Annotated in this window: 10 protein-coding genes; 7 read left to right on the forward strand and 3 right to left on the reverse strand. The window is 42.9% G+C overall.

Annotated elements, in window-relative coordinates:
- The first annotated feature begins 222 nt into the window (after positions 1 to 222).
- Together ABXS85_RS11625 and gabT are read left to right on the forward strand one after the other, a co-directional pair.
- Complete coding sequence (locus ABXS85_RS11625) at positions 223 to 1,689, forward strand: NAD-dependent succinate-semialdehyde dehydrogenase (RefSeq protein WP_353666699.1); 1,467 nt, start codon at positions 223 to 225, stop codon at positions 1,687 to 1,689.
- A gap of 96 nt (positions 1,690 to 1,785) precedes the next feature.
- Entirely contained in the window at positions 1,786 to 3,063 is a 1,278-nt protein-coding gene (gene gabT, locus ABXS85_RS11630) for a 4-aminobutyrate--2-oxoglutarate transaminase (RefSeq protein WP_353666700.1), read from the forward strand.
- 87 nt (positions 3,064 to 3,150) lie between these two features.
- Here gabT and ABXS85_RS11635 read toward each other — a convergent pair whose 3' ends face one another.
- Positions 3,151 to 3,354, reverse strand: a complete 204-nt coding sequence (locus ABXS85_RS11635) for a hypothetical protein (RefSeq protein ID WP_353666701.1) — start codon at positions 3,352 to 3,354, stop codon at positions 3,151 to 3,153.
- A gap of 106 nt (positions 3,355 to 3,460) precedes the next feature.
- Here ABXS85_RS11635 and ABXS85_RS11640 point away from each other — a divergent pair, with 106 nt between their 5' ends.
- The gene (locus ABXS85_RS11640; RefSeq protein ID WP_353666702.1) at positions 3,461 to 4,360 is read left to right on the forward strand and encodes a LysR substrate-binding domain-containing protein; all 900 of its coding nucleotides are present in this window, start codon (positions 3,461 to 3,463) and stop codon (positions 4,358 to 4,360) included.
- 27 nt (positions 4,361 to 4,387) lie between these two features.
- Here ABXS85_RS11640 and ABXS85_RS11645 read toward each other — a convergent pair whose 3' ends face one another.
- Positions 4,388 to 5,326, reverse strand: a complete 939-nt coding sequence (locus ABXS85_RS11645; protein WP_353666703.1) for a LysR family transcriptional regulator — start codon at positions 5,324 to 5,326, stop codon at positions 4,388 to 4,390.
- Positions 5,327 to 5,684: 358 nt separating this feature from the next.
- On the opposite strand from ABXS85_RS11645, the gene ABXS85_RS11650 reads away from it, so the two are divergent.
- The 4 genes from ABXS85_RS11650 to ABXS85_RS11665 all read left to right on the forward strand — a co-directional run bounded on the left by ABXS85_RS11650 (position 5,685) and on the right by ABXS85_RS11665 (position 11,043).
- Positions 5,685 to 7,574 (forward strand): methyl-accepting chemotaxis protein, encoded by a 1,890-nt coding sequence (locus ABXS85_RS11650; RefSeq protein ID WP_353666704.1) that lies wholly within the window; start codon positions 5,685 to 5,687, stop codon positions 7,572 to 7,574.
- A 452-nt stretch (positions 7,575 to 8,026) separates the two neighbouring features.
- Entirely contained in the window at positions 8,027 to 9,055 is a 1,029-nt protein-coding gene (locus ABXS85_RS11655; protein WP_353666705.1) for a TRAP transporter substrate-binding protein, read from the forward strand.
- Positions 9,056 to 9,173: 118 nt separating this feature from the next.
- Entirely contained in the window at positions 9,174 to 9,731 is a 558-nt protein-coding gene (locus ABXS85_RS11660) for a TRAP transporter small permease (protein ID WP_353666706.1), read from the forward strand.
- Complete coding sequence (locus ABXS85_RS11665) at positions 9,724 to 11,043, forward strand: TRAP transporter large permease subunit (protein WP_353666707.1); 1,320 nt, start codon at positions 9,724 to 9,726, stop codon at positions 11,041 to 11,043. Before ABXS85_RS11660 ends, ABXS85_RS11665 begins: the two co-directional genes overlap by 8 nt.
- Positions 11,044 to 11,177: 134 nt before the next feature.
- Here ABXS85_RS11665 and fabF read toward each other — a convergent pair whose 3' ends face one another.
- The gene (gene fabF, locus ABXS85_RS11670; RefSeq protein WP_353666708.1) at positions 11,178 to 12,452 is read right to left on the reverse strand and encodes a beta-ketoacyl-ACP synthase II; all 1,275 of its coding nucleotides are present in this window, start codon (positions 12,450 to 12,452) and stop codon (positions 11,178 to 11,180) included.
- Positions 12,453 to 12,846 lie beyond the last annotated feature (394 nt).

Here is a 12,846-nt window from a genome sequence, read left to right on the forward strand (position 1 = left end):
AATGTTCACCTAACTTATCGATAGTGATTACAGAGCAATACCTCCTGATGAGTATTATGTTTGAATATCATCAAACAAAGCATTGATAGCTTCTCATTTTTCAATGCTTAGCCTTTGCCTACTATCGATGGCGATAAGTTATCGATTGCGACGAGCAGTCCCGTTATTGTTATGGTTAGTTGGGTATTGAATTTTTCTCCGCAGCCAAGTCTGGAGCCTATTATGAATGTCACACTTTCTCAGCCAACATTGTTGAAAAGCCACTCCTATGTTGGTGGTAAATGGATTGCAGCCAATTCTGGTAACACCTTTGCTATTTCCAACCCTGCCAACGGTGAACACATCATTGATGTGGCCGATCTTGGCGCAGAAGAAACCACTCTAGCCGTTGAAACGGCAGAGAATGCACAAAAAGCATGGCAAGCATTAACAGCAAAAGAGCGTGCTACTTTACTGCGTCGTTGGAATCAATTAATTCTGGACAATCAAGATGATTTGGCCAAGTTAATGACCTTAGAACAAGGCAAACCTTTTGCAGAAGCCAAAGGGGAAGTTGCTTATGGTGCTTCATTTATTGACTGGTTTGCCGATGAAGCTCGACGTTTATACGGTGATGTCATTCCCACTTTCGCTAACGATCGTCGCGTATTGACAATCAAACAAGGTATCGGCGTGGTAGCGGCCATTACACCTTGGAACTTTCCGATTGCCATGATCACTCGTAAAGCCGGCCCAGCGTTGGCTGCGGGTTGTACCATTGTCATCAAACCTTCTGACGAAACGCCTTTGTGTGCCCTTGCCTTGGCCGAGTTGGCTCATCAAGCGGGTATTCCAGCAGGCGTATTGAACGTAGTCGTCGGCAAAAATGCCAAAGACATTGGCGGTGTACTAACTGGTAACCCCATTGTTCGTAAATTAAGTTTTACTGGCTCAACGCCAGTAGGCAAGTTACTGCTGTCACAGTGTGCACAGACAGTAAAACGTACTTCTATGGAATTAGGCGGTAACGCACCTTTCATCGTATTTGACGATGCTGATCTAGATGCTGCCGTAGAAGGGGCAATCAACTCTAAATACCGTAATGCAGGTCAAACCTGTGTGTGCGCAAACCGTATTCTAGTGCAAGAAGGTATCTACGATGCTTTTGCTGAAAAACTAGCACAGCGTGTTGCCAGCTTTAAAACAGGTGACGGTTTTGCAGAAGGTGTCAACATTGGCCCTCTGATTAATGACGCGGCAATCAGTAAAGTAGAACAATTGGTTGAAGATGCTGTCACTAAAGGTGCCAAAGCACTTATTGGTGGCACCGTGGCACAAGCTGCTGGTGCGCAATTCTTTGCGCCTACGGTGCTTACTGGTGTAACCGAAGAAATGGATATTTTCTCTAACGAGATATTTGGTCCAGTTGCACCGCTGTTTAAATTTAAGACAGAAGAAGAAGCGGTTGCTATGGCAAACAATACCCCATTTGGTTTGGCATCTTACTTCTATTCCCAAAATTTGGGGCGTATCTGGCGAGTTTCTGAAGCATTGGAATACGGTATGGTCGGCATCAACGAAGGTTTGATCTCCAGTGAAGTCGCCCCTTTCGGTGGCGTAAAAGAATCTGGTAGCGGTCGTGAAGGCTCCAAATACGGTATCGATGAATACGTTGAAACTAAGTACCTATGCATGGGGGGCTTAGCCTAAACAATATTTGAGCCATCCAGCTCATTCAATAGATTTAATGAAACAAGTCAGCCTAATTGGCTGGCTGCGTAACTCTTTCATAGCAAGGTAACCTAAATGAAAAACGCTGACTTACAAAAACGCAAAGAAGTGGCTATTGCTCGTGGTCAAGGCAACATGGCTCCGCTGTACGTTGACCGTGCCGTGAATGCGGAAATTTGGGATGTTGAGGGCAACCGTCACATTGATTTTGGTGCCGGTATTGCGGTAGTCAATACAGGTCATAACCACCCTAAAGTAAAAGCCGCGGTACAAAAACAGCTAGAACGCTTCACCCACACTTGCGTTATGGTTAGCCCTTATGAATCTGCTGTTGAGTTGGCCGAAAAGCTAAACGCAGCTGCGCCTGGCAACACGCCGAAGAAATCTATCTTTGTTACAACGGGTGCGGAAGCGGTAGAAAACTGCGTTAAGATTGCCCGAGCTCATACAGGCCGTCCGGGTATTATCGCTTTCAATGGTGGTTTTCACGGTCGTACCAATATGACCATGGGTCTTACGGGCAAAGTAAATCCTTATAAAATTGGTTTTGGTCCTTTCCCAAGCGATATATTCCACGTGCCTTACCCAAATGAATTCTTGGGTATCAGCGAAGAGCAAGCACTTGCTGACCTGAAAATGCGCTTTACATGTGACATTGAGCCATCTCGTGTTGCGGCCATTATCATTGAACCAGTGCAAGGTGAGGGTGGGTTCTATATTGCATCAGCAAGCTTCCTACAGAAGCTACGCGCGCTGTGTGATGAGCACGGTATTTTGCTGATTCTGGATGAAATCCAAGCCGGTTTTGCACGTACAGGCACTATGTTCTGTCACCAACAAGCTGGTATTGAAGCAGACCTAATGACTGCCGCAAAAGGCATTGCGGGCGGTTTCCCAATCGCCGCGGTTGTTGGTAAAGCCGACATCATGGACGCGCCAATTCCTGGCGGTTTGGGTGGCACTTATGGTGGCTCCCCTGTCGGTTGTGCAGCCGGTCTTGCGGTATTTGACGTAATTGAAGAAGAAAAATTGTGCGAACGTGCTGTAGAAGTAGGTAATCATTTTGTGAAGCACTTAACAGAAATGCAACAAGCCTACCCGAACCTCATTGGTGATGTGCGTAATGCCGGCGCTATGATTGCAGTAGAATTCATTCACGATGGCGATGTGAACAAACCTTATCCTGAGTTGGCAAAACAATTGTCTGCGAAGGCCGCTGAAAATGGTTTGGTTCTTCTGTCTTGCGGTATTCGCGGTAACGTTATTCGTTTCCTACCGGCCCTGACCATCGAGATGGACATCATTGATGAAGGTATGGAAATCTTCAAGCGTTGCTTTAAAGAGCTTGTTTAACCCGCTTCTTATCAACCATAGGTTCAGCTTATTCTCTGAAAGCAATATACCTCTAAGCCACTTATCCTGTAAGTGGCTTTTTCATCTTTAATGGTGCTTAAAACGATCTCGCTTATGGCAATTATCATAAGGCGGCAAACCTAAATCCTTACGAAGATAATCAGGTAATTCTCGTGTTTGCATTTCTATTTCTTTCAACTCAGCTGCTCTTTTACGTTTCTCATTTTTCGCTTTTATCTGGTTGATTAATAATAAAATCTTTTGATTAATCCAGTGTAGTAAAACCTGCATAAGCTCACCTCCTGTCTATTTAAACTTTATTCTGGCGTTAAAACAGGTTAAAAACGAACGTTATATTCTTACAGTAACAATTAGATAATCTTATGGAGGCCTAGCAATGAGTCACAGAGTTACGCACCTCAAAGCCAGCCATTACTTCTCAGTTGCAAGCCAGACCTTAAGCTACACCAAAGCTGCGGAGCAACTGAGTGTCTCTCAAGCAGCGGTCAGTCAACAAATTCGTTTGCTGGAAGAATATCTAGGCGTCTCTTTATTTTATCGAGTAGGACGAGAAATGCGCTTGACCGTGCATGGACAAGAGTTGGCTCGCCATCTAACGCAAGCCTTTGAACATGTAAGTAATGGCTTAGAAAGCGTTAAACTCGAACCTCTGGAAGGTACCTTAAGGGTTTCAGGTTTACAAAGCTTTGTGTCCTTATGTCTGATGCCTAAACTTTGGAGATTTTCTGATCTGTACCCAGGTGTGAATGTCAAACTCTTTTCTTCTGATGAAAGAGAGGACATCCATTCTGGAAAAGTGGATGTCATTATCGATAATCACATCAATACAGATGACAATGCTGATCAAGACTTGCTTGTATCATCTGAAGTAATTCCGGTTTTTTCTCCTGAGCTGGCCGCGAGAATCAAGGTAAAACAACCAACCGATCTGCTACGCTGTTGGCTCATTCAAGTAGGCTTACCTCAATATCGCTGGCGCACCTGGTTCAGTGAACAACAGATTTCAGCCCTGAATAGTGACAACTTACTCTGGGCGGAAGTAACCTCTTGGTACATGGGAATCAGTGCAGTAAAAGCTGGACATGGTGTCTTTTTATGTCCCAAGTTCATGGTACAAAGCGAATTAGACGAAGGCAGTTTAATACAAGCCTATCCTAAAGCCCTGAAAACGCCGATTGAGTTTTATCTTAGCTACGCCAAAAACTCACCACGTCATAAACGCATTCAAGCTTTCGTTAGCTGGCTTTTGGCGAAAGAAAACCAGTGTATTTGCTAATTTTTCTACTTAGGTAAAAGTTAAAAATTAGAAAGGTGCCGCCATCAAATCTTCTACCGTTTGATGTAATACTTGAAGAAACAATTCACGAGGTTTGTTAGGCTGACTGGTTTTCTTGCTGATCACAGCAACGCCCAGTGTGTAAGTCTTACTCTTGGGCGCTACTGCTAAAATATCGCCTCTATCCACATAAGTTTGGGCATATTGCTCAGGTAAAAATCCTATGTATTGACCAGACAGTATTAAGGCTAAGCGACTGTCATAAAAGTATGAAATAGCCGTCAGATTCATATGTGCTATTTGTTCACTAACGGCTTCATGCGGTTTTAAACCTGCATGAGTGGCTGGGTAAATATCTGCTTGTTCTGCTTGTTCTGTTTCAGATAAGGCCGCTAACGGATGATGCTTACCACAATACAAGTAGCAATCATCACTATACAAATGCACGTAATTCAAGCCATCTAATTTACGATGATATGGAATAAAGCCGATATCGGCTTCGTCGTTTAAAATCATTCTTTCAATGTTCGACATGGAAGCAACATTCGTTGCGATAGACACTTCTGAGGCTTGGTTACCAAAACGTTGAATAAGTTCGGGGAAATGACTACGCGGATCTAGACTCACTTTATCAGACAAAGCCAAGCGCAATTTGCCTGTCAAACTGGCGTTGAGGTTATTTACTGTGGTACGAAAGGCATCCAAAGATTCCAGTAGCTTTTCCGTCATTTCATAAATAATGACGCCTTCTTCCGTTAGAGAAAAACCGCCGCGCCCACGCTTACATAAAACAAGATTCAGTCGTGCTTCTAAATTCGAAATATGCAGGCTAATAGTCGAACGACCTATGTTCAATGAGGTTTCTGCTGCTGAAAAGCCACCACAGTCCACTACCGTCTTAAAGACTTTAAGCTGTTTGATCTCATAATCACCAACTTGCCCTAGTGAATAGTTTTTTGCACTCATTGCTTACCTCATATACCGGAATATATAACCATTGCGTCCAATGTCTGTATTATGACAAAGATCAAACTCGATATTTTACCAAGTAAGTTCGTTAAACCTCTAACTTTACATTGAATTATCCACCTTTCATCACATTCTAGCCTTGATACAGTAGAGGCAGTCAAATACAGGTATGGTTTTGTTGTTAGAAACAAGATATCGACTTAAGTATTTGCTTGGTTAACCTTAGAAATGATTTTTTGCCCTACGCAACTATTCATTTCATCCTTCCAGCACATTTTGAGCCTGACTATCTAATTTAGGTAGGCGGGCTTTTTTTATGTGAGTTGTATTTAAGCGCGGTTCAAGGGAGCTAGCCATGTCAATCGCATTATCAGTACGCCAAAAACTTATCGCTATCGTAGTCTTAGTTTCTGTCGGTTACGGCAGCTTTGGCGCCTACTCCATCTATAATCTCAGTAATATGTCAGTCGCCGCCAATAACGCCAGTGATTTAAGCACCTTAACAACGCAAGTCAAAAACATTGAAGTTGCTTTGTTAAAATTGGAACGTGATATCTCCACCCTTTCGACACAAAGCTTTGGACAAGTCAGACAAGATTTATTGCAAATCAAACAAACTACTGCGAATGGTTTTCAAATCAAACCAGGATTGATTGACCAACAGGGCAATGAGCTATTAGAACAAAGCCAAACCTTGCTACCAAACTACTTACATCTATTGGATAGCAATCTTAATGACTTGTCACAATTGGGATTGGACGATCAGTCAGGCGCATTAGGTCACTTAAATCAAACCGCAAACACATTAGAAGAAAAGTTCGGCTCTTTAGCCAGCTTTGCATCCAGTTTTAAAGAAGTGCGTAACAAAGAAAAAGACTTTTTGGCCTATCCAAGCCCTAACTATCGAACCAAGCTAATGAATAGCTTAAGTAACTTACAAGACACTGTTAATAATATAGGGTTTGGCGATGTTTTTAATACCGAAATAACGGCTTATGAAGAAGCTCTTAAGCCAGTAATTTCAATAGCCATCAGAATTAAGGCTCAACAAACACAACTTGCCAAATTAAGTCATGATTTCATCTCAATCATGGACAAGAGTGCAGATTATCTGCAAAACACCTTATTAGTAGCCGCACAGACCTATGCTACAAATACAGCACAAAAAGCTCGTAGCTCGATCATTATTACCAGCTTAGCATTAGCAGGCGTCATAGGTTTTATCCTAATCACAGTTATGCGCTCCCTAAATAAAAACTTAGCAGCGGTTTTGGCCATTCTTAAACAAGTTGCGCAAGGCAAGCTTAGTTCTAAAAGTCTGTCATTGTCGACCAGCAAACCCGACGAGTTTCAGCAGTTATCCATAGCATCTCAAACCATGTCTAATGAACTTCATCAATTAGTCGGGCATTTATTGACCAGCAATGAAAAGCTCATGTTAACGGCTGATGATTTGGAAGCAGGTGTACATTCCATTGTCAGTGGTAGCGATCGCATTCGTGATCGAAGTAATACCATGGCAGCTGCAACAGAAGAAATTTCTGCGACAGCAGATACTGTCAGAAACATGACTCAAGCTGTCGCACACGGCGCACAATTGGCTTATGAATCAGCCAGTAGCGGTGCCACCACAATGAAACAAGCCATGTCCAACATTAGTGAAGTCGCCGATGCTATTCAGCAAACCAACAGCAGAGTTGAACGCCTTGGTGCCTTATCCAAAGAAATCGATATGGTGATTGAGCTGATTGTTGGCGTCGCTGAGCAAACCAGTCTATTAGCTTTAAATGCTGCGATTGAAGCGGCTCGAGCGGGTGAAGCAGGAAGAGGTTTTGCGGTAGTGGCAGATGAAGTCAAAACCCTGTCCGAACAAACAGTGAGAGCATCAGGAGACATTACTGCAAAAGTGGAAAATATTCAGCGTGAGACACAAGCCGTTATCCATGCAATGAGTCTTAGCTTATCGCGTGTCGAACAAAGCAAACAGCAAGGAGATACTGCAGTAACCACCATTCAACAAATTGAACAAAATACCTTAGATGCTATGCAAAGCACCCAAGAAATTACTCAAGCAATTCATGAAGTGGCGTTAACCACCACCCAAATGGCACAAGATATGGATATTATTGCAAAAGAGATAGAGGACAATCATAACGTAACGGCATCCATTCAAGCTGGTAATAAAAATATCCACTTACAAACCCAAGCATTAGCCAAACAGATTCAAGGATTTAAACTCTCTTGATCTTGATCAAATACGAACGAAGCTGCTCATTTTGGCAGATTTGTTCGTATATTTTCACTTTTAATTAGCCTACATGTTGCGACTTGTTTTTTTAACGCACCGAAATAATGCATATAATCACTCAAACTATTCAGCCTTATTGAGATGTTAAATTTGAAAAAAATATGCATTTATATCAAACCACTAGAGCAACAATTTAAGCTTCATCAAAGCAAGATAGCATGCCTTGTTATGCGCCATTTTGATGCATTACTGCACAGTATTGGTGCTTTATTCTTGTTAGCTTACTGATTTTTAATAGTTTTTTATTTTTGCGATTGTTTGGTGATAACAAAACTTTAGATGAGTTTTGCGCGCTTTAACCCCCTAACGCTTTTTGAAAATATCGATCACAAATCGTCACAACGTTAGGTTAGTGACCTTTTTCTGCAAACTTTGTTATGAGGTAGTTCATGTTAAAAACAATTCAAAAAGCAAAAAAACGTATAGTCGCTAGCTCACTAGCTGTGGCTCTTGGTTTAGGTGCATTGGCATCAACAGCCGCTCAAGCCGCTGAATATAACTGGCGTTTTGCAAATCTATACAGCCGTGGCAGTGCGTTCGGTGAAGTTTATGAAAGTTTGGCTAAGAACATTGAAACCATGTCTAATGGTCGTATTAAGGTACAAGTTTTGTACTCTGGTGAAGGGGTTGGGTCAACCGGTATTCTTGGTGCGGTAAAATCTGGTCTAATCACTATGGGGGCTCCTTTCCAATCTTTGCACGCTGGTGAGCTACCTGCAGGTATTGTTGAAATCGGACTACCAGGCGGTACAGACGATGCAGCGGAATTGACTACCTTATTCCAAGAAAAAGGTTGGGCGCCTATTCTAAAAGAAGCTTACGGTTCTCAAGGCCTTGTTTGGCTTGACCCATACATCCAACCTGCAGTTTATGTTCTAACCAAAGAACCAATCAACTCAATTGAAGATTTCCAAGGTTTGAAAATCCGTGCGCCGGGGGCATACGGTAAATTCCTACGTAACCTAGGTGCGTCTCCTGTATCTCTTGCTTGGGGCGAAATTTATACCTCTCTTTCTACTGGTGTAATCGACGGTTCTATCGGTTCTAACATGATCGACCATCGTGATGGTAACCATGTTGAAGTTGCTAAATACATGTATCCTCTACCACTAGCTGGTGCACAAGTATTGCCAATCATTGTTAACCGTAGTGCGTGGAACAAATTGACTCCAGATCTACAAGCCATTGTTTCCGCTGCTACAACGGTTCACGCTCGTGAGCAATTGACTAAGTCTAAGTTGTGGGAATCACAAGCGGTTGCTGAAATGGAAGAAAAAGGTCTTCAGTGGAGTCCAGAGCCTAGCGCAGCAGACCAAGCAGCATGGCAAGCAGCAGGTGCTGGCCTTTGGGACGAATACGCGAAAGGCGATAAGTACAGTGCAGAGTTGATCGAAGTCCTTCGTAAAGAAGCAAACTAAGCTTTTCATCAAAGGATTGATACAATAAGCAAAGGAGACAAGCTGATTGTCTCCTTTGTTTTATTATTTTCGTCACAACGCACAACCAACCCTTCCCATCCTTTTAAGGTATTACACAATGATAGAGACAGCGATTAGGCGCTATTGCCTAGCCATTCATGCGCTGGTGTCCTTTGTCGGCAAATCCATATCTTATTTGATGCCGGTATTGGCATTTGTGGTAGCCTTCGAAGTGTTCTCCCGCTATTTTCTAAACAAGCCAACCATTTGGGCATACGACCTATCCCTCTTTATTTTTGGCTATATTGCCGCATTGGGTGGCGCTTACGCACAGCAGCAGCGAGCCCACATAAACGTCGACATTCTTTACAACAAGGTGTCGCCACGCATGCGCAATTTGTTCAACATTCTTTCTTTCTGCTTAGCCATCTTCTTTGTCGCCATCATTTGCAAAATGAGCATTGGCAAGTTCGAAGAGGCGTTACAGTTTAATTACCGCCGTCAAAGTGAATGGGCTCCGCACATGCATCACTACTGGGTGATGATGGCCGTTGCCAGCTTTATGCTCGGTCTGCAATTGAGTAGTGATTTATTAGAGGAAGGTTTTCACTTGTTTACCGGACAGAAATTACTTCCAGATTCCATTCGAAATCTAGAGGAAACGCCAAATGATTAGTATCGAGTTGCTTACCGGCGTTTTATTACTTTGTATTCTTGTCACTTTCGCTCTAGGCGCCCCTGTAGGTTTAGGCCTAGGTGGTATTGCTATGGCGGTAGGTTACATCACATGGGGCGATGGGCTTTTTAATGTGATTCCTACCACTTTGGAAGCCACTCACTTTAGTTTTATCTTGTTGGCCATTCCTTTGTACATTTACATGGGGCAACTGCTCACGCGCTCTGGCATTGGCGATGCTATGTTTAATGCCAGTCAAATGTTGATTGGTAAAGTACGTGGTTCATTAGCCATCAGCGTTATCATAGTTTGTTCTATGATAGGAGCCATGGTTGGTATCATAGGGGCAGGTATTATGACATCAGGCAGTATTGCCTTACGTCCTATGCTGGAACGTGGCTACAATAAGCGTTTGGCTCTGGGTGTCATCATGGCAGGGGGCGGTCTAGGTATTTTGATTCCACCTAGTATTCCTATGATCATGTTTGCTTCGGCGACACAAAACTCAGTAGGGCGCATGTTCATTGCCGCTTTAGTGCCAGCTGCTATTACCATTGTGCTACTAATTACCTATGTGGTGATTGCCTGCAAATTAGACCACAGTAAAGCCCCATTGGATAAAGCGCCAGATTTACCACCGACACTTAAAGAAAAGTGGTTCACTGCACGTGACGGTCTTTTGTCCTTGCTGCTTATTGTTGCTGTATTAGGCAGCATCATAACGGGCATAGCAACACCAACAGAATCTGGTGCTATTGGTGTAGTGGGTGCAGTGTGTTTGGCTATATTATTCAAACGATTTAAGCCTCGCATGGTACGTAATGCAGGCTTGCAAGCAGCTCTTCTTGTTAGTGTAGCAATGTGGATTATTTTTGGTGCTACTGTGTTCAGTAACTTCCACTTGCTGATGGGCGTACAAAACATGGTCGCCAGCTTTACTCAGGATCTTGGCTTGTCACCCATTATGGTCATCATAATGTTTCAGGTCATTATGTTGTTGCTAGGCTTCATTATCGATGAATTCATAATCGTCTTGATGTGTGCACCTATCTTTACTCCTATTGCTGTCTCACTCGGCTTTGACCCTATCTGGTTTGGTATCTTGATGATTCTTAACATAGAGATTGCAGTTCAAACGCCTCCTTATGGTTTTGCCTTGTTCTATTTGAAGGGCATAGCACCACCGGGTATCACCATGTTGGATATCTACAAATCGGTGACACCCTTTGTTCTTATCAAACTCTTGGTGCTCATCATTTGTATGTGTTTCCCAGAATTGGTGATGTGGTTGCCAAATAAACTCATGGGATAAAAAGACTCTTTTTGTTAGCTTATTAGATACATTAGCTTATTAGATACAAATGAAAAGCGGCTCTGTGTTTCCACAGGCCGCTTTTTTTATATATTTTCTGAATGCCGTTTTGATGAGCCGTTACACGTGAAACATCAGGCTTGATAACGCTTGAGAATCAGGGCCGCATTAACTCCGCCAAAACCAAAGCTATCCGACAAAACATACTCGACGGCTTTTGTTCGTGCCTTATGGGGAATTAGGTCTAAATCGGCCATGGATTCATCCACATTGTCCAGGTTTAAGGTTGCTGGAAGTGTGTCTGATAACATTGCTTGAGCACTGAAAATTGCCTCTACGCCGCCTGCAGCACCGAGTAAATGACCAATGGAAGACTTGGTTGAAGATATCGGAAGCTGAGTCACGCCATCACCAAAAATAGAACGTAATGCGTTAATTTCACCACGATCACCAACCGGAGTAGAAGTGGCATGTGCATTTACATAACCAATTTGTTCCGCTTCAATCTTGGCCATTTTAAGAGCTGCACTTATCGCTCGAGCTGCACCTTCACCGTTTTCTGGTCCTGAGGTTAAATGGTAAGCATCTGCACTGGTACCGTAGCCTGTGATTTCGACTAGGGGAGTCGCGCCACGAGCCAAGGCATGCTCTAAGGTTTCCATCACAATCAGGCCAGCACCTTCACCCATAACAAAACCATCACGATGTGCATCAAACGGACGAGAGGCTTGAGCAGGCTGATCATTATTCATGGACAAAGCTTTTAACGCACCAAAACCCGCTAAAGACAATGGGTCAATACATGCTTCCGTACCGCCGGCTAACGCCACTTCTGCTTCCCCTGTAAGCAATAATCTCATTGCGTCACCAATGGCTTGAGCGCCTGCGGCACAGGCGGTTACTGGCGTGCCAATTGGACCTTTAAAACCATATTTGAGCGAGACATTTCCCGCAGCCAAATTAGCCAGAAACGCTGGCACTGTAAAAGCGGACACACGCTTTGGCCCTGAGTCCAACAAACTAGTATGTGCTTTGGTGATAGTAGGGAAGCCTCCTATGCCTGTACCAATCACTGTGGCCGTAGCTTGTTTGTCCACCTCGTTATCAGGCAACCAATTTGCCTGCTTTAAAGCCTCATCTGCAGCAGCCAAAGCAAATAATGTAAACAGATCTACACGCTTCCTTTCTTTTGGTGACAGATAATCGGATTCGTCCAATCCGTTGTCTTGTTCCATAATACTTGGCACTTGTCCTGCGATCTTAGTAGAAACCTTATCCGATAGTGCCTCTGGCAAAATTCGAATCCCAGATTCACCTGCTATCAATTTTTTCCACACGGCATTCACCCCAATACCAAGTGGCGATACGATTCCCATACCGGTAATGACTATTCGATCTTTTGACGACATGATAGTCTTTCCTCTCTATTCTGTATAAATTAACTCTCATTCATTACTTTTGTGTTTTGATCTCATTCTATTGATCAAGCCGTTCTATTAAGTTCAAAAAAGACCAACTTTGTTTTGTAATCCTAATGCTAGAGTCAGAGTTAATATGATCAAGATAATATTTTGTTTTAGCTTTTTCAGATCTGATGGATGATGGATAGTAAGGAAGTCCAGAAAAGGATAAGTAAGGTACTTGCTGTTTGATGTTATGAATTGTCAGCTCATCAGTACAATGCATGATATGAAGAAAGTAAAAAGTTTATAAAGTCGCTTTTTTCACTTTACCGAGTAAGATTAAACTATAGCTAAGCACTTTCATCAGTAAGATAAAGTCATTAAATAGAGTCATTGCGAG

It is taken from the genome of Marinomonas sp. THO17 (assembly GCF_040436405.1).
Lineage (GTDB): Bacteria > Pseudomonadota > Gammaproteobacteria > Pseudomonadales > Marinomonadaceae > Marinomonas.

What these genes read in the sequence shown, in the direction of transcription:
- ABXS85_RS11625 (WP_353666699.1), top strand. Translation starts at nt 223, where the DNA reads ATGAATGTCACACTTTCTCAGCCAACATTGTTGAAAAGCCACTCCTAT.
- gabT (WP_353666700.1), top strand. Translation starts at nt 1,786, where the DNA reads ATGAAAAACGCTGACTTACAAAAACGCAAAGAAGTGGCTATTGCTCGT.
- ABXS85_RS11635 (WP_353666701.1), bottom strand. Translation starts at nt 3,354, where the DNA reads ATGCAGGTTTTACTACACTGGATTAATCAAAAGATTTTATTATTAATC.
- ABXS85_RS11640 (WP_353666702.1), top strand. Translation starts at nt 3,461, where the DNA reads ATGAGTCACAGAGTTACGCACCTCAAAGCCAGCCATTACTTCTCAGTT.
- ABXS85_RS11645 (WP_353666703.1), bottom strand. Translation starts at nt 5,326, where the DNA reads ATGAGTGCAAAAAACTATTCACTAGGGCAAGTTGGTGATTATGAGATC.
- ABXS85_RS11650 (WP_353666704.1), top strand. Translation starts at nt 5,685, where the DNA reads ATGTCAATCGCATTATCAGTACGCCAAAAACTTATCGCTATCGTAGTC.
- ABXS85_RS11655 (WP_353666705.1), top strand. Translation starts at nt 8,027, where the DNA reads ATGTTAAAAACAATTCAAAAAGCAAAAAAACGTATAGTCGCTAGCTCA.
- ABXS85_RS11660 (WP_353666706.1), top strand. Translation starts at nt 9,174, where the DNA reads ATGATAGAGACAGCGATTAGGCGCTATTGCCTAGCCATTCATGCGCTG.
- ABXS85_RS11665 (WP_353666707.1), top strand. Translation starts at nt 9,724, where the DNA reads ATGATTAGTATCGAGTTGCTTACCGGCGTTTTATTACTTTGTATTCTT.
- fabF (WP_353666708.1), bottom strand. Translation starts at nt 12,452, where the DNA reads ATGTCGTCAAAAGATCGAATAGTCATTACCGGTATGGGAATCGTATCG.